Below are 16,735 nucleotides of genomic sequence, written 5' to 3' on the forward strand. Positions count from 1 at the left end.
ATGACGGACTGTGTCCCCTTATATGATTTTCTCACCCCTATGGTTCTCAGCTCTTCGATTTGCCCGCGCGCACTCCGATGAGAACGCCCGCACCTGCGATGACAATCGCGCCGGCAATCCAGACCCACACCGGGATTCCGCCGCTCCCACCGCTTTGACCGGCGTTCGGGGTTGCCGTCGCGGTCGTCGCGGCTGACGCGCTCACCGGCGGAGCGGCGGCCGACGACGCGGGCGGAGAACTAGGGGTGCTCGGGGGTGCCGACACAGGCGCCGGAACAGCGGCGGTGAGCGTGAACGGCACCTTCCCGCTCACGGGGTCGCCGTCCGCCGAGATGACGCGATAGGAGACCGTGTACTGCCCGGCCGGGCCGACCGGCGTGACCGGAGCGGTGACGACCTGCGCGGCGACCGTGACCTGGCCGACGGTCCACTGCTCCCCACCGGGACCGGCCACCGAGACAGCGCCCGGCTCGACCTGCACGGCCTCACTGAACGTGAGCTGGATCTGCGCGGGCGGGGCGGCCAGCGCGGCCCCCTTCGCCGGGTTGCTGCTCTTCAGCTCGGTGTGCGCGAGCGCGGGCACAGCCGTGGACAGCAGCGCTGTCGCACTGAGCAACAACGCGGCGGAGAAACGCCTGACGAACATGAGGTGGCCCTTCACGGTCACGTAGTCGGTCAGCAGCCGACTCTAGTTCCCGTTCCCGGCGAACGTGGTGATGCCCAGCGCCTCGAACAGCTCGTAAGCGACACCGTCGATGGGCAACGTGTCCTGCTGGCCCCTGGCGAGGACCTCGGCGAGGTGATCGGCCGACGGCTCGGGCAAGCCCGCCTCCGTCGCCCAGCCGATCATCACCGGCACCGCCGTGGCGATCCGGCCCGGCACGCCGTACTCCTCGGCCATCTCCCCCATCTCGCCGAGGAAGAACCGCTCGTTGAGCACCCAGTGCCACTCCGGCTCACCGCCACCGAACCCGGTGACCATCACGAAACCGCTGTCCATGACGGTGGCCATCAGGATCGGGACACCCAGCCGCTTCCACCGGCGCGGGGTCGTCTCCAGCCGCGTCGGGTCTGTCGTGACGTACCCCGACCAGCCCGCACGGAGGTTGTCGCATGCATCCCACCCGCGCGCGGGCACGCCGGTAGGTGCGAACGCCCACGTGGCGGTCAGTCCCATGATCACCCTCTCACGCTGCCGACTGCGGAAGCCTACGACGTGCCCGCCGCGCTCATGGCTTGAGCCTGCCCGCCTTGGCCTCGAGATAACGCTGCTCGGGGGTGCTGCTGGTCCGTTTGGCCGCACGCAGATAGGCCGCTCGCGCGGCGGCGCCGTCACCGGCCATCTCCAGCAGGTGGGCGCGGACGGCCTCCAGCCGGTGGTGCTCGGCAAGGCGGCTGTCGCCGTCCAATGTGGCCAGCATGGCGAGCCCGGCGGCCGGTCCCTCCACCATGGACAGCGCGACGGCGTGGTTGAGCGTGACCATCGGGTTGGGTTGCAGGCGCGCCAGGATCCGGTAGAGCACCAGGATCTGCGGCCAGTCGGTGGCAGCGGGCGTCCCGGCCGCGTCGTGCAACGCGGCGACGGCGGCCTGCAGCTGGTACGGACCGATCGGGAACCGGGCCATGGCGTCGTCGACCAGCCGTGTCCCCTCGGCGATCTCGGCGGTGTCCCACAGCGACCGGTCCTGCTCGGCGAGCGGTACGAGCTCACCGTCCTTTGTGGTCCGCGCGGGCCTGCGGGCGTCGGTGAGCAGCATCAACGCGAGCAGCCCGGCGACCTCGCCGTCGTCGGGCAGCAGCGCGTGCACGGTCCTGGTCAGCCGGATGGCCTCGCCGGTGAGCTCGACGCTGTGCAGGTCGGGGCCGGTGGACGCGGTGTAGCCCTCGTTGAAGATCAGGTAGAGCACGTGCAGCACGACCGGCAGGCGCCGCGCCCACTCCGGTTCGGGGATGCCGGTCGACTTGATCTTCTGCTTGGCGCGGCTGATCCGCTGGCCCATGGTGGCCTCGGGGACCATGAACGCGCGGGCGATCTGGCCCGTGGTCAGCCCGCCGACGGCCCGCAGGGTCAGCGCGACCTGGGACGACGGCGACAGATCCGGGTGGCAGCACAGGAACAGCAGTTCGAGCGTGTCGTCCCGGTCGTCCGCCTCGGCCGCGGCCGGTGGTTGCTGGGCGGCGGCGAGCGTCTCCCGCCTGCGCCTGGCCTCGTCGCTGCGCCACTGGTCGGTGAGTTTCCGGGACGCGACCGTGATCAGCCACGACTTGGGGCTGTCGGGCAGCCCGTCCTCGCGCCACTGGAGGCTGGCGGCCAGCAGCGCCTCCTGCACGGCGTCCTCGCACGCGTCGAACCGGCTGTAGCGGCGCACGAGCACACCGAGGACCTGCGGCGCCAGCTGACGCAGCAGGTCCTCGAGCTCCGTCGTCACATCTCCAGCCCGGCGGAGAACATCACCGGCCGCACCTCGACCCCGAACCCCTCGAACCCGGTGTCCGGGATCAGCTTGGCCAGCTCGACCGCCCGCTCCTGGTTCTCGCACTCGACCAGGTAGAAGCCGCCCATGAACTCCTTGGCCTCGATGTACGGGCCGTCGGTGACCACCTGCGCACCGCCCTCGGACTTGACCACCACCGTGTTGGACGGGTCAGCCAGCGCCTGGGTGACGATCAGCTCGCCGGTGCCGGTGATGGTGTCCATGAACGCCTGGTGGCCGTGCCCGATCTGCTCGCGTTCCTCGTCGGTCAGCGCCGCCATGGTCGCCGGGTTCACGTTCATGATCAGCAGGTACTTCACGTCGTCACTCCTGTTCCGCGCGCCCCGGTCCGGGCGCGCTCACGAGTGAGTCGGTGCCCGCCGACCGTCTTCGACATGGTGTCACCGACGGGTTCGCAACTCCCACTCACCCGGCACCGCCGCGTAGACGGCGTCCAGCGCGGCGGGGCTACGCGCGATCACCCACAGCCACTCCTCCGCGTCGCACCGCAGCAGGCAGTCGTCACCGCTGTACCAGCGGACCGGTGGACCGTTCGGGACCGCCCACATCGGGTACTCCGGGAACGGCACCCTGGTGAAGACCCGGTCCACCGCGCCGATCGCGGCCCGGTCGACCCACCGGTTGTCGAAGTGGTCGTCCCAGCCGAGCAGGGTCTCACTGAGGACCATCTCCGCGCAGGCCAGTGACGTGCTGGTGAGGAACGGCCGCCACTCGGCGCCGACCAGGAACTCCACCGGCGGGTCAGGGTGCTCGACGTCCGCGACCGCCCACGCTGTGCAGGCCTGGTTCTCTCGCCGGAAGACCAGCCTGCCGTCGGCCTCGGGCGCGAGCTTCGATGGCGGCACGAGCTGGTCCTGGTTGCTGGTCAGGTCGTCGCGCCTGCCGAGCAGGCGGTAGGCCCGACGCAGGGCGTCCGGCATCCTGATGCCCGCGAGGTCGGCGTCCGGGTACCCGTCCAGTGGGGTCAGCGGCCCCATCCACTCGGCGGCGAGGTCGCGGACGAACCGCCACGGGTGGGTGACGTCGAAGTTCACTCGAACCGGGACACGTCACCCGCGCCTTCGCGGACGATCTCCGGCTCACCCTGCGAGAAGTCGATCACCGTGGTGGGCACCGTGCCGCACTCGCCGGAGTCGATCACCGCGTCGATCACGTTGTCCAGGTGTTCCTTGATCTCCCAGCCCTGGGTCATCGGCTCCTCCTGGTCGGGCAGCAGCAGCGTGCTCGACAGCAGCGGCTCGCCCAGTTCGGCGAGCAGGGCCTGGGTGACCGTGTGGTCCGGGATGCGCACGCCGACGGTCTTCTTCTTCGGGTGCTGCATGCGGCGCGGGACTTCCTTCGTCGCGGGCAGGATGAACGTGTAGCTGCCCGGCGTCACCGCCTTGATCGCCCTGAACACGTCGTTGTCGACGTAGACGAACTGGCCGAGCTGGGCGAAGTCCTGGCACACCAGCGTGAAGTGGTGCCGGTCGTCGAGGTGCCTGATCTGCCTGATCCGGTCGATCCCGTCCCGGTTGCCCAGCTGGCAGCCCAGCGCGAAGCAGGAGTCGGTCGGGTAGGCGATCAGGCCGTCCTGCCGCAACAACTCCACGACCTGGCTGATCGACCGCTTCTGCGGGTTGTCGGGGTGCACGTCGAAGTACCTCGCCATGCACCCCAACCTAGTCCATGGTGGACGTGGTCACGCGACGATCCGCATCTGCGCCATCATCGCCACCGACGAGTGGTCGACGAAGTGGCAGTGGAACGGGAAAACACCCGTGTAGGGCGCGTCGAACCTGATCAGCAGCCGGACCGTCTCGCCGGACGCGATCGACACCGTGTCCTTCGGGAACGCCTCCCACGGCTCGACCGACCTGCCGTCGCGGTCGAGCACCCGGAACTGCACGACGTGCACGTGCAGCGAGTGCGGGATCGGGTCCGGATCGGCGTTGGTGACCTCCCAGATCTCGGTGCTGCCCCGTTTGATCGTGAAGTCCGTCCGGTGCGGGTCGTACGGTTTGCCGTTGATCAGGAAGACCAGGTTCTTGAAGTCGAAGCTCAGCACCACCTTCCTGGTCGTCATGACCGGTGCGCCGACGGCCGGGAGCACACTGAGCTTCTGCGGCACCGAACTGTCGTCGGTGTCCGGCATGTCCTTGCGGATCCCGTCGACCACCTCGAACCGCATGACCTCGGTGTTCTCCAGTGCCGTGCCCTGCGCGTTGACCAGCGTGATCTGGCTGCCGCCGCGTGCCTTGGCGAAGTCGACGACGACCTCGACCCGCTCGGCCGGCCACAGCGAGATCTCGGTGCGGCGCACGGGCCTGGCCAGCAGGCCCCCGTCGGTGGCGACCTGGACGAACTCGGCGCCGTTGCCGAGCCGGAACGCGAACATGCGCTCGTTCGACGTGTTCACCAGCCGCAACCGGTACTTGCGGCGGCGCACCCGGAGAACCGGCTGCGGCACGCCGTTGACCAGGACCGTGCTGCGGCGCTGGGCGTCGAACATCGCCCAGAGCAGCTGACCGTGGTCGTCGAGCGCGACGTCGCGGAACATCAGCGGGATGTCGAACTGGCCGCGCGGCAGTGTCGGCGCCTCGGCGGGATCCTCGACGAGGTACAACCCGCAGAGTCCTTTGTAGATCTGTTCGGCTTCCAGGTGGTGCGCGTGGTCGTGGTACCAGAGCGTGGCGGCCCGCTGGTCGTTCGGGTAGTGGTAGATGCGGGAGTTGCCCGGCTGGATGACGTCGAGCGGGTGCCCGTCGCTGTCCTGCGGGACGATCCCGCCGTGCAGGTGCACCGCGGACGGCGTCTGCAGGCGGTTGGTGACCGCGACCTTGACCGAACGGCCGCGGCGCGCCCTGATGGTCGGGCCGGGGAAGCTGCCGTTGTACGTGATCACCTCGGTCGGCACCCCCGGCAGGATCTCGGCGACACCGGGCCGGACCGACAGTTCGTAGTAGTCCGTCGAACGGTCGGAGTGCACCGGCGACAGGACAGGCGGGATGGGAAGGGCCCGGGTGAACGGCTTGACGGATGGCGGCGTGCCGACCACCGCCGACACCAGACGCTCCGCCGGCAGGGCCAGCGCCACGCCACCGGCGGCGCCGAGCTTCAGCGTGCCTCTACGGTTGAGCATCGGCTTACCTCTTTTCTTCTACGGAACGCCGAACAGCGCTGTTCCGGCGACGACGAGCACGAACGTGTACTGCAGCACCGTCATCGCGGCCGCCACCGTGCCGGTGAACAAGATCGCGTTCCCGAGCGTGAGCGCGGCGACCGGAACTGTCACCGCGGCCGAAGCCACGGACCCCATGACAGCGAAGGAGAAACGTGCGGACAGACGGTCGGGTGACCGGAAGTACCGCCGGACGATCCAGGCCGCACCGAGAATCACGACGGCCGTCAGGTGTACCGCGAGGATGACGAGGCCCGGGTAGTTGACGACAGCGGACCCGGTCACCGGTGGTGGTGGCAGGTAGCCGTTCTGGTGGTGGCCGACGGTGGCCAGCGCGTGCCGTGGGACGAACGCGCCCGTCGGCAGGAATCTCGCGTGGTCTCTCAAGGCCCAGGCGATCACCGCCGCGGCGGTCAGGGCGAACAGGACAACCGGCACAGTCCTTGGAGCGGTCGCAGCTCCCCAGATCGCCGCCCGGCCTGTCAGCCCCCTCTGGTCGACTGGAAATCGGGGAATCCCCGGGGCAGCGGGGTTTGCCGGAGCGGGAATGCCGGGCATGGCTGTCACCGTCCGCTGGCGGCGAGGTCGGCCGCGACCGAGTCGCGCAGGCCGACCGGGCGGGGTGTGGGCGGCTTGGGTGGGCGCCGGCCGGGCGTGTGCCGAATGACCCACGCTGCCGCCACCATCACCATCCGGGCCATGGCCGTTCACCCCTTCGCTGTCGCTAGTGGACTGGAGACGCGCCGGACCAGCTGGTCGCGGATCCTGGTGGGGATCCCTGGCGCGAACCGCTCGAGGTAGCTCTCCGCGTGCGCGTCCGTGTCGATCACGAACGGCAGGTCGAACACCACGAGCTTGCGGATCGCCAGCAACGGCAGCGGCGCGCGCAACGCCTTGAAGTGCGCGTTCCACAACCCCGGTTCGTCGCACTCCGGGTGGAACTGGCCGATCATCAACCCGTTCGCGACGAACTCGTCCTTCGCCTCGGACTGCAGGGCGTCGAGTTCGGCCGAGTCCGCGTAGTCCAGGTGGGGCAGTGCCAACAGGATCGTCAGCAGCTCCTGGTCGGTGGGGGACAGCGTCCGCGACAGCGCCTCGTACTGGGCGCGCAGTCCTTCGATCGCCGCGGGGACGTCCGGCGTGGTCGCGGCGGCCAGGTAGTACAGGCCCTTGCGCAGCGAGGGCTGCGTGTACGGGCACACCGGGCCGGACCGGCCGAGGTCGGGGTGCGCGGTCACGAGGTAGTCCCGTGACCACGCCAGGATTTCCCTTACGTGCGGCAGGTGTTCCGCCGGCACGTCGCCGTCGTCGACCTGCGCCGCCGTCCAGATCACTACTGCGGAGTTCATTGCGGCTCCCGCCACATCGGCTGCAGGGTCGGTCCGTCGGGGATCTCGATCGCGGTGCCCACGGGCAGGAAGCCGTACCTCCTGGCCACCGCTGATCCGCCTGCCGAGCTGGTTTCCAGGTACGCTGCGACGCGCTCGGAGTCGATCCGTGCGATGAGGTTGTCGAACAGCGCCGACATCGTGCCGTGGCGCTGGTTCGACGGGCTCACGCCGGCGAACGCGACGTAGTAGTGCGGCCGGCCGGTCGGGTGGTGGATCGTCTGCAGGCCGGAGATCGTGGCCATCGCTTCCGCGTCGGGTCCGAGGATCTCGGTGAAGCGGCGCGCCAGCTCCGCCGCGCGGGTTTCCGTCTCCTCCCATGCGCCTGGAGGCAGGAAGAGCAGTGCCGCGTCGCGGTCCGCGTTGGTGTAGACGCCAAGGTAGCGCAGCGAGATGTCCAGGTGCTCGCGGAAGAACGCGGGCAGGACCGTGGCCCTGCGGTCGTCGTCGGGGGTGATCCAGCGCGTCAACGGGTCGCCGTGGAACGCATCGGCGAGCATCTTGGCCAGTATCTCGGCGTCGGCACTGGAAGCCAGGATCGCATTCAACGGAGTGTCCCTTCAGACCTCGGCGGCGAGTTCTTCGATGCGGGCGTGCAGCGTCCCCAGGTAGTTCTCGGCCTCCGGTTTGATGAGGGCGCTGCGCAGTACACGGGCGGAGTCGGCGTCACGCGCGACGAGCGGGTGGCGGCGCAGGAACGCGTCGGCGCCGGTGCGCAGCAGGCTCAGGTAGACCGGGTCGTCCTCGGCCGCCATCCCCGCGCGCAGCAGCGCGTCGGACCGGGCATCCACAGTGGACAGGTGGGTGCCGGTCGGGAAGTAGGTCACGATGTCCAGCTCCGGCTCCTGGTACAGCGTCAGCTCGCCGGAAGCCTTGATCCTGCCCGCGAAGGCGACCGCGGCACGGCGGGTGGTGGCCAGAATCCGGCCGAACCCGTCCGGGGTGAGCGGCAGCAGCCGCAAGGTCAGCCACAGCGCCGCCGCGGCGGCACCGGCCCGTGAGCACTCCAGGCTGATCTCACCGAGATGCAGTGCCGAGTCGGTGAAGTACGTGTACGGCGAGTCGTGCGACAGGTGCCGCCCTGCCCGTGGGTCGGCGAAAAGCACTGCGCCGCAACCGTACGGCTGCAAACCGTGCTTGTGCGGGTCGACGGCGACGGAGTCGCAGTCAGCGATCGCCAGCCAGGGCCTGGGATCCAGGCCGGCGGTGTCCTCGGCGCGGGCGAGCACGCTGTAGAAGCCGCCGTACGCCGCGTCCACGTGTATCCGGGCGCCGTACTTCCGTGCCAGTGCCACGGCTTCGTGCACAGGGTCGACGGCGCCCAGGCCTGTGGTACCAGCGGTGACGACCACTGTGCCGACCTGTCCGGTGTGCAGCACGTGGTCCAGCGCGTCGAGGTCGACGCGTCCATGTGCGTCCACCGGCAGCCGGTGTCCTTGTACTCCAAGCACGTGGCACATACGCTCGTGCGTGTAATGGCATTCCGAGCTGAACGCGATTCCCTTGCCGGGGTGCAATTGCCGCGCCACGTACAGCGCTTCCAGGTTGGCCATGGTCCCACTTGTGGTGAGATGGCCGACGTGCGGGCCGAAACCGACCATGTCCGCGAGCGCGGTGACGCATTCGCGTTCCATTTCGGTGGTGGCCGGGCCGCCTTCTCTGGCGTGGTTGTTCGGGTTGAACAGCATGGCCGTGAAGTAGCCGATGATCGCCGCCGGGTGCGGCGGTTTCACCATTTGCCCGGCGTATCGCGGGTGAAAGAACGGGTAGTTGTCGGACAGGCGTTTCGTGAACTCGCCGAACGCCGCCCCGAACTGTTCGCCGGACACGTGGTGGGACGCGTGTGGCTGCATCGGGCCGAACTGCTCGGCCCAGTCGTCGGCGAAGTCAGCCGCGCGGGATAGCCAGTGCCGCAGATCCATGGATCTGTTGTACCGAGCCACCCGCAAGAGCCCCGCAACACACGGCGACAGCCCGAGAGGAGCACCTCTCGGGCTGTGCGGGAAATCCCTCGGCTACGCGGAGAAGTGGGCGATCAGCGCCCAGATCGCGGCACCGAAGCCGAGCGTGGCGAACCACGCCCTGATGCCGTTGAGCCGGACCCACGGCTCCTCGAACTCCTTGCGCACAGCGGCGAGGTCGGCGATCCTGTCCGGCGGGCCGTACTTGTCGAGCCGGACGTTCATCGGCACGTTGCGGGTCACCGTGACGCCGAAGCAGCCGACGTAGAACACCAGCGCGAGCAGGACCGGGAGGAACACCGCGAACGGCTGGCCGATGTACAGGATCACGGTCAGGATGCCGAACAACAGCGACCCGATGAACGTCATGAAGAACCTGGGGTTCTGCACGTCCCGGTTGATTTTCTGCATCACGTCGACGAACGTGCGGTCGTCCGTGCCGCGCAGGCTGACCATCACCGAAATCGAGTAGGTGTAGAAAAATCCGGAGACAAGTCCCAACAACAGCGTCGTGACGATCAGCGATGCGGCTCTGACCACATCCATTGCCGTTCCTCCTGCCAGAAGCCCGAGCGATCCCTTCGCGAAGCGAACAGTATCAGGAAATGCCCGTTTTGAGAGCCTTGTTCGCGCGTCCATGTAGCGCGATCGCGGGCACGAGGGCGAGCAGCGACAACATGCACGCAATCGTGCGCGCGGCGTTGAGGAAGTTCCACGTGCCTTCGTCGAATGCCGCGCGTGCGGCGGCGAAGTCGGCGATCACGGCCGGATCTCCCGCCCCGGCGAGTTTGTTGTTCAACGGTATGTTGCCGCTGAACGTCAGGGCGAGCGCGACCACGTAGAGCAGGGTGGCCGCCAGGATCCAGCGCGCGGCGGTGCGGTAACCGGCGCGGTGGTGCACGATCGCGGCGGCGCCGGTGAAGACGAACGCGCCGAGGAACGCGAACATGAACCCGCCGTTCTGCACGCCTTCGTTGATCTTCTGCATGGAGACGACGAAAGCCCGGTCGTCGACCTTGGCCAGCGAGGGCATGACCAGGATGGCGAAGGAGAAGAAGAACCCCGCCATCAGGCCGACGGTGAGGGTGGCGAGGTACAACAACGGCGCGGCGGCCTTGCTGCGGGGCCGGGCCTGCTGCCCCGCTCCTTGGTGAGCAAGCATCGGACTCGTCCTTCTCTCTGGTGTGGACTCAATGGGTAGCAGGCGACCGGTCGCCGGCTCACCGTCATCCCTCGTTCGTGGCGCCCGGTTCACCTAAACGCCGTATCGGCGCGAGAAGCCGGTCGTAGCGCCACGTCAACACGGTGTTACCGATCAGGCGCACGGGCGGCGGGATCGACACGGCCGCCGCCGCGTCGGCGGTGCGTTTGTCGACGCCGTCGAACAGCCAGGGGAACAGGAAGGCCCGCATCCCGGGGCCCGCACTGCGCATCACCTGGTTCTCGATGTCCAGGTACTGCTGCCTGGTCAGGTCGTCGACGAACACCGGGAAGACTGTCGGCTCCTCGACGGCGAGGTGGCCGAGCAGGATCGTCTCGAACTTCCGTGCCGCCTCGGGCACCGCGCTCACGTCACCGCGCAGTGCGGTGGACACGTCGGCCATCGCCTGGTCGAGCTCGGTGTGGTCGTGGGCGAGTTCCTTCTCCTTCGCCGCGAAATCGGCGACTCGCCTGCGCAGCGCGGGAAACAGCACGTCGTCCTCGGTGCGGTGGTGCCATTCGATCACGTCCCGCAATTGATCGAACCACGTCAGGACCGGCCCGGCGTTGGCACGGGTGACATTCGGCGCGGCATCGGCGATCCGGCGGGCGTCGCGGCGCATCGCCACGTGCATCAACGCGAACCCGTGGATGTGCACGGGCAGGCCGCCGACACCGTTCTCAGTGGACATCGTCATCAGGACCAGACTCCCGTTTCCGCGGTCTTGCGCGCGTAGTCGGCGAAATCCCTCGGTTCACGGCCGAGCGCGCGCTGGACGCCGTCGCTGAGGTACGAGTTGCGTCCATCGAGGACTTTCCGGAACATTTCCACATAGGCCAGTGGCAGGCCGTGTTCCCTGAGCATCTTTCCGTATTCCACGAATGTCACGGGCACGTAGCTGACTTCCTTGCCGCGGGCCGCGCCGATCTCGGCGGCGGCGTCGCCGAAGGTGAGCAGCCGCGGACCGGACAGTTCGTACGTCTGTCCCAAATGTTTGTCAGTGGTCAACGCGGCGACGGCGGTGTCGGCGATGTCCTCCACGTCGACGAACGGTTCGGCGACGTCGCTCGCGGGCAGTTCGATCACGCCGTGCACGACCGGTTCGTACATGAAGCTCTCGCTGAAGTTCTGGTTGAACCACGCGGCCCGCAGGATCGTCCACTCGGCACCGCTGTCGCGCACAGCCTGCTCGCTGGCGCCCGCGTGCACCTCGTCGCCACGGCCGGACAGCAGCACCAGCCGTCGAACGCCGGCGTCCGCGGCGGCGTTCGCGAACTCGCCGATTGTCTCGGCCGCGCCGGGGAAGGCGATCTCCGGCGCGTAGACGATGTAGGCCTTGTCGACGCCGTCGAGCACCGGACCCCAAGTCGTCCGGTCATCCCATTCGAACCGCGGCTCGGCGGCCGACCGCGACCCGATCCGCACTTGGACGCCGAGCGCCGTCAGCCGCGCGGCCACCCTGCTGCCCGTCTTGCCGGTCCCGCCAAGCACCAAAGTCCTGTCGCCCATAAACACTCCTCTGGCCCGGGAGACGGTGTCGTCCCGGGCCGCTGGTCATTCACGTCCACACAAGAATCACGGCACGCGCATGTTCCGTAGGTCGTCCAGCTCGGCCAGCCAGCCGGTCAGGCTGGTGGTGCGCAGCAGCCCGGTCCCGATCAGCAGGCCCCGGTAGCCCTCGGCGAGCAGCCGGTCGGCGTCCTGTGGTTTGGTGATCCCGCTCGCACTGACCGGGCATCGGGTCCCGGTCGCGGCCAGCGCCGGCAACAGCCGGGCACTGCGATCGAGATCTCCCGTGCCACGCTCCCGATTCTTGATGTCCTTGTTGTTGACGGCAACCACGCAGTGCTCCGCACTTGGGCCCGCGCCGAAGGCGGCGTCGATCTCCGCCTCGCCGGTGACTTCCACGAACGGCGTCAGGCCGAGTTCCAGGCTGCCCTCGATCAGCCCCGGCATGCCGGACCGCGGCAACAGGCCCGCGGTCAGCAGGACCGCGGAGGCGCCGAGGTCGCGTGCCTTCAGCAGTTGGTCGCGCCGGGTGATGAAGTCCTTCTGCAGCACCGGGCGGTCGGTGAGCGACGCGACCTCGCTGAGCATCGAGTCCGTGCCGCCGAACCACCGCCCGGTGACCACGGAGAGGCAAGGCGCGCCCGCGGCCTCGTACTCGGCCACGATGTCCGCGATCGACCGGTCGCCGAACAGGTCGTCGCCGTGCGGGTCGCGCCGTTTGACCTCCATGATCACCGGCCGGCCGGCGTCCAGCAGCGCATCGATGAACGTCATGCGACCTCCACGTACCGGGCGGTGCGCCAACCGCGGCTGATGTCGGTGATGTTCTTGCGTTCGAAACGACCCGAGTGGTTCCGGGCTCCCGTGTCCACGTCGATCCCGTGGAACTGCGGGTGCTGCACGACGGTCTCGTAGTCGGCGCTGTTGTGCGCCGAGATACCGCCGGCCAGCAGGAACGGCTTGCTGAACGTGGGAACGACGTTGGCGACGTCGCTGGCCTGCAGCCGCTGGCCGGTGCTGCCGATCTGGCCGCTCGCGGTCACCACGTCGAGCAGGAACACGTCCACGCCCGCGCGCTCGTACGCCTTGATCAGCGGGCGTTCCAGGCATTTGCCGTTCTTCAGGTGCAGCACCTTCACGATCGTCAGGTCCGTCGACACGGACTGGCGCAGCGCCGCGATCACCCCCGGCATCTGGTAGGCGTGCAGCTGGATCCACGAGATGCCGGTGCGCTCGATGATCTGCCGCAGGGTATCCACATCGGACAGGAACGTGACGAGCGTCGGTTCGAGGCGACCAGTGGCCCTGGCCGCCTCGGCCAACGTCGTGACTTCGTCGACGGACACCTCCGCCGGTCCGTCGGCGACCCCGTGCCACAGCCCGACCAGGTCGGCGCCCGCGCCCGCGAGCAGCTCCACGTCCGCCTTGGTCGTGGCGCCGCACACCTTCAGCAGTTTGCGATCGGCCTTGTGCCGCTTGAACCCTGTTCTCATGACAGCCCCAGCATGGATGCGATGCGGTTGTACTGGATCTCGTTGGTGCCCGAGTAGATCGTGCCCGCGACGGCGTTGCGCACGTCCTTCTCCAGGCCGTACTCGGCCATGTAGCCGTTGCCGCCGAAGATCTGCACCGCGGCCAGGCTCGTGTCCACATTGGCCTGGCTGGTCAGCAGCTTCGCGATGGCCATGTCGGTGGTCACGTTCTCACCGCGGACGAGCTTCTGCGCGGTGTCGTAGAGCCACTTGCGCGCCGTCTCCAGCTTGATCTTCATGTCGACGATCTTGTTGGCGATCGACTGGTAGCTCGCGATCGGGTTGCCGAACTGACGGCGCTCGCGCGCGTACTCGACGCAACGGTGGAGCCGATGCTGCATCTCGCCGACGTTGACGATGAACGAGTACAGGATCTCGCGCTTCATCACGTGGTCGAGCACCATGAACCCGCCGCCCACCCGGCCGCAGACCTGGCCCGCGGGGATCCGGCAGTCGTCGAAGTACAGCTCGGACAACGGTGACGTGCGCAGGCCCATCTTCTTGATGGGATTGCCGATCTCGAAGCCCGGTGTGTCCTTCTCGACGAGGAACGCCGTGACGCCGAGCGGCCCGCCCTCCGGCCGGGTCTTGGCGTAGACCATGAACAGGTCCGCGACCGGACCGTTGCTCACGAACGTCTTGCTGCCGTTGAGGACGAACTCGTCGCCGTCGCGTTCGGCCCTGGTGCGCATCCGCAACGCGTCCGACCCGCCGGCCGGTTCGGTGATCGCGTGCGCGCCGATCGCGTCACCCGCGACGATCCGCGGCAGGTACTTCTGCTTCAACGCGGGCGAACCGAACTTCTCGACCGGAACGCCGACGCTGCAGATGGTCGTGGTGATGGAGAAGTTCAGCCCGCCGTCCCGGCACCCCTCGCCGAGCCCCTCCAGTACGTGCATCGTGGTCAGCAGGTCCTGGCCGAGCCCGCCCCACTGCTCGTCGAACGGCAGGCTGACGATGCCGGACTCGCGGACCAGCTTCCACTTCTGCCACGAGAACGTGCCGCTGTCGTCGTTCTCGACGTGATCGGCGGAGAAGGCCTCGTGCCACGCGGCCAGTCCCTCTCGCAGCTCGACCTGGTCTTCGTTCCAGTCGATCATCACTCGGCCTTCCTGTCGTGAGTGTTCCGTCCGGTCAGAACCACTCGGCTGAACCACTCACGCCCGCCTACCAGCACTGCCGGGATGAGTATCGTGAGTGGTTGAGCCGGTTCTAACCGGACGAAACACTCACGAGGGCTCAGTACTCGGAGAACTCGTCGGTGTCGAGGTTGTGGGCTTCGTCGCCGCGCAGCGCCGGGGTGAACATGCACACCAGGCGCAGGTCCTCGTGCGGGCTGGCGACCAGCCAGTGCGGGTCGTGCTTGTCCAGCGCGTACATCACGCCGGGCGTGATCGGGTGGGAGTTGCCCTCGGTGTCGATCACTTCGCCGGATCCCGCGATGCAGTAGCAGGCTTCGAGGTGGTTGCGGTATTCCAGGTGCGACTTGGTGCCCGCGCGGACGAGGGTGTCGGTCAGCGTGTAGCCCATGCCGTCGGCCTCCAGCAGGAAGCGGCGGGACAGCCCGTTGCCCCATTCGACGGTCTTCACGTCGTCGATGCTGCGAATGATCATGCTCAACTCCTTCGTTCGGCTAAGCGAGGGTGTGGGCGGGGTGGACCGACCGGACGAAGTCCGCGAACTCCTTGACCACGTCCCGGTTGTACGCGAGGGCTTCTTCGACCCGCGCCACTCCCGCGGAGCCGACGATCACCGCGTCCGCCCCGAGGGCGTGCACAGCCGTCACGTCTGCCCGCGTCTTGACTCCGAACCCGACGGCGATCGGCACGCGCGTGTCCAACCGCAGCTCCGCGATCGTTCCGGCCAGGTCGGCGTACCCTTCGGCCGGAGCGGTGCCGCTGCGGCCGTACTGGGCGACCAGGTACAGGTAGGCCGAGGCGTTGTCGACTGCCTCGGTCATCACCTGCTGGGTGGAGACCTTGTGGTAGCACGTGGCGACGACCGGCAGACCCGCGTCTCTGGTGGCCTGGTAGTAGCCCGGTCGCACCCGCGGCGGGACGGCGTGCAGCAGCAGGCCGTCCGCGCCCGCTTCGGCGATGTCGCCGACGACCTCGGCCATCGGCCTGCTCTTGATCGAGTAGCTCCAGTCGGCGAGCAACGCGATCCGCAGCCGGTGCAGCTTCGGCCGGACGTGCGAGATGAAGGTGAGCACTTCGTCCAGGCCGACGCCGAGCGCCAGCGCCCGCTCGTGCGAACGCCGGATCACCGGGCCGTCGGTGACCGAACCGGGGAACGGCACGGCCAGCTCCAGACAGTCCACTCCGGCGTCGTCGAGCATGAAGACAAGGTCCGCCAGTACGTCCAGCGGCGGGTCACCCGCGTTGAGGAACAACGCCAGTCCCGGCTCGCCGTCGGCTGTCTGGTCGAAGAACTCAGCCATTGGATACCGCCTTGCGTACGAGGGTGAGCTTGCGCTCGTGCGGTGTCCGCATAGCGTCCACAAGGGAGCGTGCGGCACCGGTGACGACCGCGTCCCGCGCGGCCTCGAAAGCGACCGTCCAGTCCTCGATGTGGCCCGTGGCGACCGCGAGTGCCGCCGCGTTGAGGCTGATCGTCTCTGTGACGACCTCGCCCGCCGCGCCGGAGATCACCGCGAGGAAGTGGTCGGCGACCTGGTCGAGGTCCCGTGCGGGGGCCAGGTCCTCGAACGTGCCCTTGTCCGAGGTGAACCGGCCGGCCCACAGCCTGATCATGCTGGTGTCGTCGTTGGTGTAGATCACGTTGTCGGCGAAGCCGAGCAGCTCGTCCGCACCGGAGTCGTTCATGCACAGCCAGACCTTGCGGTCCTTGATGCCCGCGGCCAGCCTGCGCAGCTCCGGCTGCGGCGCGTGCACCGACACACCGGTGACCTGCGCGGTGACCGGCAGCGCGGCCAGGAACGGGCCGAGCGCGTTGACGAACCGGCCGAACGGCTTGAGGCTCATCGGCATGATCAGCCGTGCCATCCGCAGCAGCTCCGTCGGGTACACGAACGGTCCGGCGAACGCGATGCCGTGCTTGTCCAACGTGTCCTCGGTGTGCCGGTACGACCGGGTCAGGCCGACGCCGAGACGTTCCAGCAGGTCGATCGAGCCGACGCTGCTGGTGTAGGCGCGCGAACCGGTCTTGACGACCTTGACGCCCAACGCCGCGGCCACGAACGCCGAAGCGGTCGAGATGTTGAAAGTCCTCGGGCCGCCACCCGTTCCGACGATGTTGACCGTGCCCGGCCAGCTCGCGGTGACCGGTTCGCGCCGCTCGTTGAGCGACGCCAACAGGTTGCGCAGCGAGTCGTGGTCGGGCAGCCGGGTGGCCAGCGAGGCCAGCAGGGCGACGGACTCACCTCGGTCGAGGTCGCCCGCGCCCAGCTGGTCCCACAACGACCGCCAGGTGTCCCTGTCGATGCCGGTGCGGTGGTCGAGCAGCGAGATGATCGCGGGATGCACCGGA

22 protein-coding genes are annotated in these 16,735 nt (G+C 68.4%); all 22 read right to left on the reverse strand.

Features of this window, described 5'->3' with window-relative positions:
- Positions 1 to 46 precede the first annotated feature (46 nt).
- Positions 47 to 646: a copper resistance CopC family protein gene (locus AOZ06_RS41975; protein WP_054297321.1), complete on the reverse strand. Its 600-nt coding sequence runs from the start codon at positions 644 to 646 to the stop codon at positions 47 to 49.
- Between the two features lie 42 nt (positions 647 to 688).
- Positions 689 to 1,183: a hypothetical protein gene (locus AOZ06_RS41980; protein ID WP_054294451.1), complete on the reverse strand. Its 495-nt coding sequence runs from the start codon at positions 1,181 to 1,183 to the stop codon at positions 689 to 691.
- A gap of 46 nt (positions 1,184 to 1,229) precedes the next feature.
- Complete coding sequence (locus AOZ06_RS41985; protein ID WP_054294452.1) at positions 1,230 to 2,429, reverse strand: RNA polymerase sigma factor; 1,200 nt, start codon at positions 2,427 to 2,429, stop codon at positions 1,230 to 1,232.
- Entirely contained in the window at positions 2,426 to 2,794 is a 369-nt protein-coding gene (locus AOZ06_RS41990; protein ID WP_054294453.1) for a YciI family protein, read from the reverse strand. Before AOZ06_RS41990 ends, AOZ06_RS41985 begins: the two co-directional genes overlap by 4 nt.
- A gap of 81 nt (positions 2,795 to 2,875) precedes the next feature.
- A complete protein-coding gene (locus tag AOZ06_RS41995) occupies positions 2,876 to 3,529 on the reverse strand; it encodes a hypothetical protein (protein ID WP_054294454.1) in 654 nt (217 codons plus the stop codon).
- Positions 3,526 to 4,146, reverse strand: a complete 621-nt coding sequence (locus tag AOZ06_RS42000; protein ID WP_054294455.1) for an L-threonylcarbamoyladenylate synthase — start codon at positions 4,144 to 4,146, stop codon at positions 3,526 to 3,528. Before AOZ06_RS42000 ends, AOZ06_RS41995 begins: the two co-directional genes overlap by 4 nt.
- Before the next feature lie 30 nt (positions 4,147 to 4,176).
- Entirely contained in the window at positions 4,177 to 5,616 is a 1,440-nt protein-coding gene (locus tag AOZ06_RS42005) for a multicopper oxidase family protein (protein WP_054294456.1), read from the reverse strand.
- Positions 5,617 to 5,634: 18 nt separating this feature from the next.
- Complete coding sequence (locus AOZ06_RS42010; RefSeq protein ID WP_054294457.1) at positions 5,635 to 6,093, reverse strand: hypothetical protein; 459 nt, start codon at positions 6,091 to 6,093, stop codon at positions 5,635 to 5,637.
- A gap of 125 nt (positions 6,094 to 6,218) precedes the next feature.
- Positions 6,219 to 6,356, reverse strand: a complete 138-nt coding sequence (locus tag AOZ06_RS57315; RefSeq protein ID WP_157233539.1) for a hypothetical protein — start codon at positions 6,354 to 6,356, stop codon at positions 6,219 to 6,221.
- 6 nt (positions 6,357 to 6,362) lie between these two features.
- On the reverse strand, positions 6,363 to 7,004 hold the full coding sequence (locus AOZ06_RS42015) for a DUF6875 domain-containing protein (protein WP_054294458.1): 642 nt from the start codon (positions 7,002 to 7,004) through the stop codon (positions 6,363 to 6,365).
- Entirely contained in the window at positions 7,001 to 7,591 is a 591-nt protein-coding gene (locus AOZ06_RS42020) for a hypothetical protein (RefSeq protein WP_218921871.1), read from the reverse strand. The genes AOZ06_RS42015 and AOZ06_RS42020 overlap by 4 nt, the downstream gene beginning before the upstream one ends.
- A gap of 12 nt (positions 7,592 to 7,603) precedes the next feature.
- Positions 7,604 to 8,965, reverse strand: coding sequence for a pyridoxal phosphate-dependent decarboxylase family protein (locus tag AOZ06_RS42025; RefSeq protein WP_054294459.1), 1,362 nt, complete (start codon positions 8,963 to 8,965; stop codon positions 7,604 to 7,606).
- A 93-nt stretch (positions 8,966 to 9,058) separates the two neighbouring features.
- Positions 9,059 to 9,550: an anthrone oxygenase family protein gene (locus AOZ06_RS42030; RefSeq protein ID WP_054294460.1), complete on the reverse strand. Its 492-nt coding sequence runs from the start codon at positions 9,548 to 9,550 to the stop codon at positions 9,059 to 9,061.
- A 52-nt stretch (positions 9,551 to 9,602) separates the two neighbouring features.
- A complete protein-coding gene (locus tag AOZ06_RS42035) occupies positions 9,603 to 10,166 on the reverse strand; it encodes an anthrone oxygenase family protein (RefSeq protein WP_054294461.1) in 564 nt (187 codons plus the stop codon).
- A gap of 64 nt (positions 10,167 to 10,230) precedes the next feature.
- Positions 10,231 to 10,902: a hemerythrin domain-containing protein gene (locus AOZ06_RS42040; protein WP_054294462.1), complete on the reverse strand. Its 672-nt coding sequence runs from the start codon at positions 10,900 to 10,902 to the stop codon at positions 10,231 to 10,233.
- Positions 10,902 to 11,714: an NmrA family NAD(P)-binding protein gene (locus tag AOZ06_RS42045; RefSeq protein WP_179950775.1), complete on the reverse strand. Its 813-nt coding sequence runs from the start codon at positions 11,712 to 11,714 to the stop codon at positions 10,902 to 10,904. Before AOZ06_RS42045 ends, AOZ06_RS42040 begins: the two co-directional genes overlap by 1 nt.
- Before the next feature lie 66 nt (positions 11,715 to 11,780).
- The gene (locus AOZ06_RS42050) at positions 11,781 to 12,488 is read right to left on the reverse strand and encodes a beta/alpha barrel domain-containing protein (RefSeq protein WP_054294463.1); all 708 of its coding nucleotides are present in this window, start codon (positions 12,486 to 12,488) and stop codon (positions 11,781 to 11,783) included.
- Positions 12,485 to 13,207 (reverse strand): phosphoribosylanthranilate isomerase, encoded by a 723-nt coding sequence (locus tag AOZ06_RS42055; protein WP_054294464.1) that lies wholly within the window; start codon positions 13,205 to 13,207, stop codon positions 12,485 to 12,487. Before AOZ06_RS42055 ends, AOZ06_RS42050 begins: the two co-directional genes overlap by 4 nt.
- Entirely contained in the window at positions 13,204 to 14,346 is a 1,143-nt protein-coding gene (locus AOZ06_RS42060; RefSeq protein ID WP_054297324.1) for an acyl-CoA dehydrogenase family protein, read from the reverse strand. Before AOZ06_RS42060 ends, AOZ06_RS42055 begins: the two co-directional genes overlap by 4 nt.
- A gap of 139 nt (positions 14,347 to 14,485) precedes the next feature.
- Positions 14,486 to 14,860, reverse strand: a complete 375-nt coding sequence (locus AOZ06_RS42065) for an ectoine synthase (protein WP_054294465.1) — start codon at positions 14,858 to 14,860, stop codon at positions 14,486 to 14,488.
- Positions 14,861 to 14,879: 19 nt separating this feature from the next.
- Positions 14,880 to 15,686 carry a tryptophan synthase subunit alpha gene (gene trpA, locus AOZ06_RS42070; protein WP_054294466.1) on the reverse strand — a complete coding sequence of 269 codons (807 nt, stop codon included), beginning with the start codon at positions 15,684 to 15,686 and terminating at the stop codon, positions 14,880 to 14,882.
- Positions 15,679 to 16,731, reverse strand: a complete 1,053-nt coding sequence (locus AOZ06_RS42075; protein ID WP_054294467.1) for an anthranilate phosphoribosyltransferase — start codon at positions 16,729 to 16,731, stop codon at positions 15,679 to 15,681. The genes trpA and AOZ06_RS42075 overlap by 8 nt, the downstream gene beginning before the upstream one ends.
- Between the last annotated feature and the right edge of the window lie 4 nt (positions 16,732 to 16,735).

Origin of the sequence: Kibdelosporangium phytohabitans, assembly GCF_001302585.1 — a bacterium.
Lineage (GTDB): Bacteria > Actinomycetota > Actinomycetes > Mycobacteriales > Pseudonocardiaceae > Kibdelosporangium > Kibdelosporangium phytohabitans.

Coding starts and splice junctions, on each gene's coding strand:
- AOZ06_RS42045 (WP_179950775.1), bottom strand. CDS start 11,714: ATGGGCGACAGGACTTTGGTGCTTGGCGGGACCGGCAAGACGGGCAGC.
- AOZ06_RS42050 (WP_054294463.1), bottom strand. CDS start 12,488: ATGACGTTCATCGATGCGCTGCTGGACGCCGGCCGGCCGGTGATCATG.
- AOZ06_RS42035 (WP_054294461.1), bottom strand. CDS start 10,166: ATGCTTGCTCACCAAGGAGCGGGGCAGCAGGCCCGGCCCCGCAGCAAG.
- AOZ06_RS42060 (WP_054297324.1), bottom strand. CDS start 14,346: ATGATCGACTGGAACGAAGACCAGGTCGAGCTGCGAGAGGGACTGGCC.
- AOZ06_RS42055 (WP_054294464.1), bottom strand. CDS start 13,207: ATGAGAACAGGGTTCAAGCGGCACAAGGCCGATCGCAAACTGCTGAAG.
- AOZ06_RS41975 (WP_054297321.1), bottom strand. CDS start 646: ATGTTCGTCAGGCGTTTCTCCGCCGCGTTGTTGCTCAGTGCGACAGCG.
- AOZ06_RS42015 (WP_054294458.1), bottom strand. CDS start 7,004: ATGAACTCCGCAGTAGTGATCTGGACGGCGGCGCAGGTCGACGACGGC.
- AOZ06_RS42040 (WP_054294462.1), bottom strand. CDS start 10,902: ATGACGATGTCCACTGAGAACGGTGTCGGCGGCCTGCCCGTGCACATC.
- AOZ06_RS42030 (WP_054294460.1), bottom strand. CDS start 9,550: ATGGATGTGGTCAGAGCCGCATCGCTGATCGTCACGACGCTGTTGTTG.
- AOZ06_RS42065 (WP_054294465.1), bottom strand. CDS start 14,860: ATGATCATTCGCAGCATCGACGACGTGAAGACCGTCGAATGGGGCAAC.
- trpA (WP_054294466.1), bottom strand. CDS start 15,686: ATGGCTGAGTTCTTCGACCAGACAGCCGACGGCGAGCCGGGACTGGCG.
- AOZ06_RS42005 (WP_054294456.1), bottom strand. CDS start 5,616: ATGCTCAACCGTAGAGGCACGCTGAAGCTCGGCGCCGCCGGTGGCGTG.
- AOZ06_RS42000 (WP_054294455.1), bottom strand. CDS start 4,146: ATGGCGAGGTACTTCGACGTGCACCCCGACAACCCGCAGAAGCGGTCG.
- AOZ06_RS57315 (WP_157233539.1), bottom strand. CDS start 6,356: ATGGCCCGGATGGTGATGGTGGCGGCAGCGTGGGTCATTCGGCACACG.
- AOZ06_RS42025 (WP_054294459.1), bottom strand. CDS start 8,965: ATGGATCTGCGGCACTGGCTATCCCGCGCGGCTGACTTCGCCGACGAC.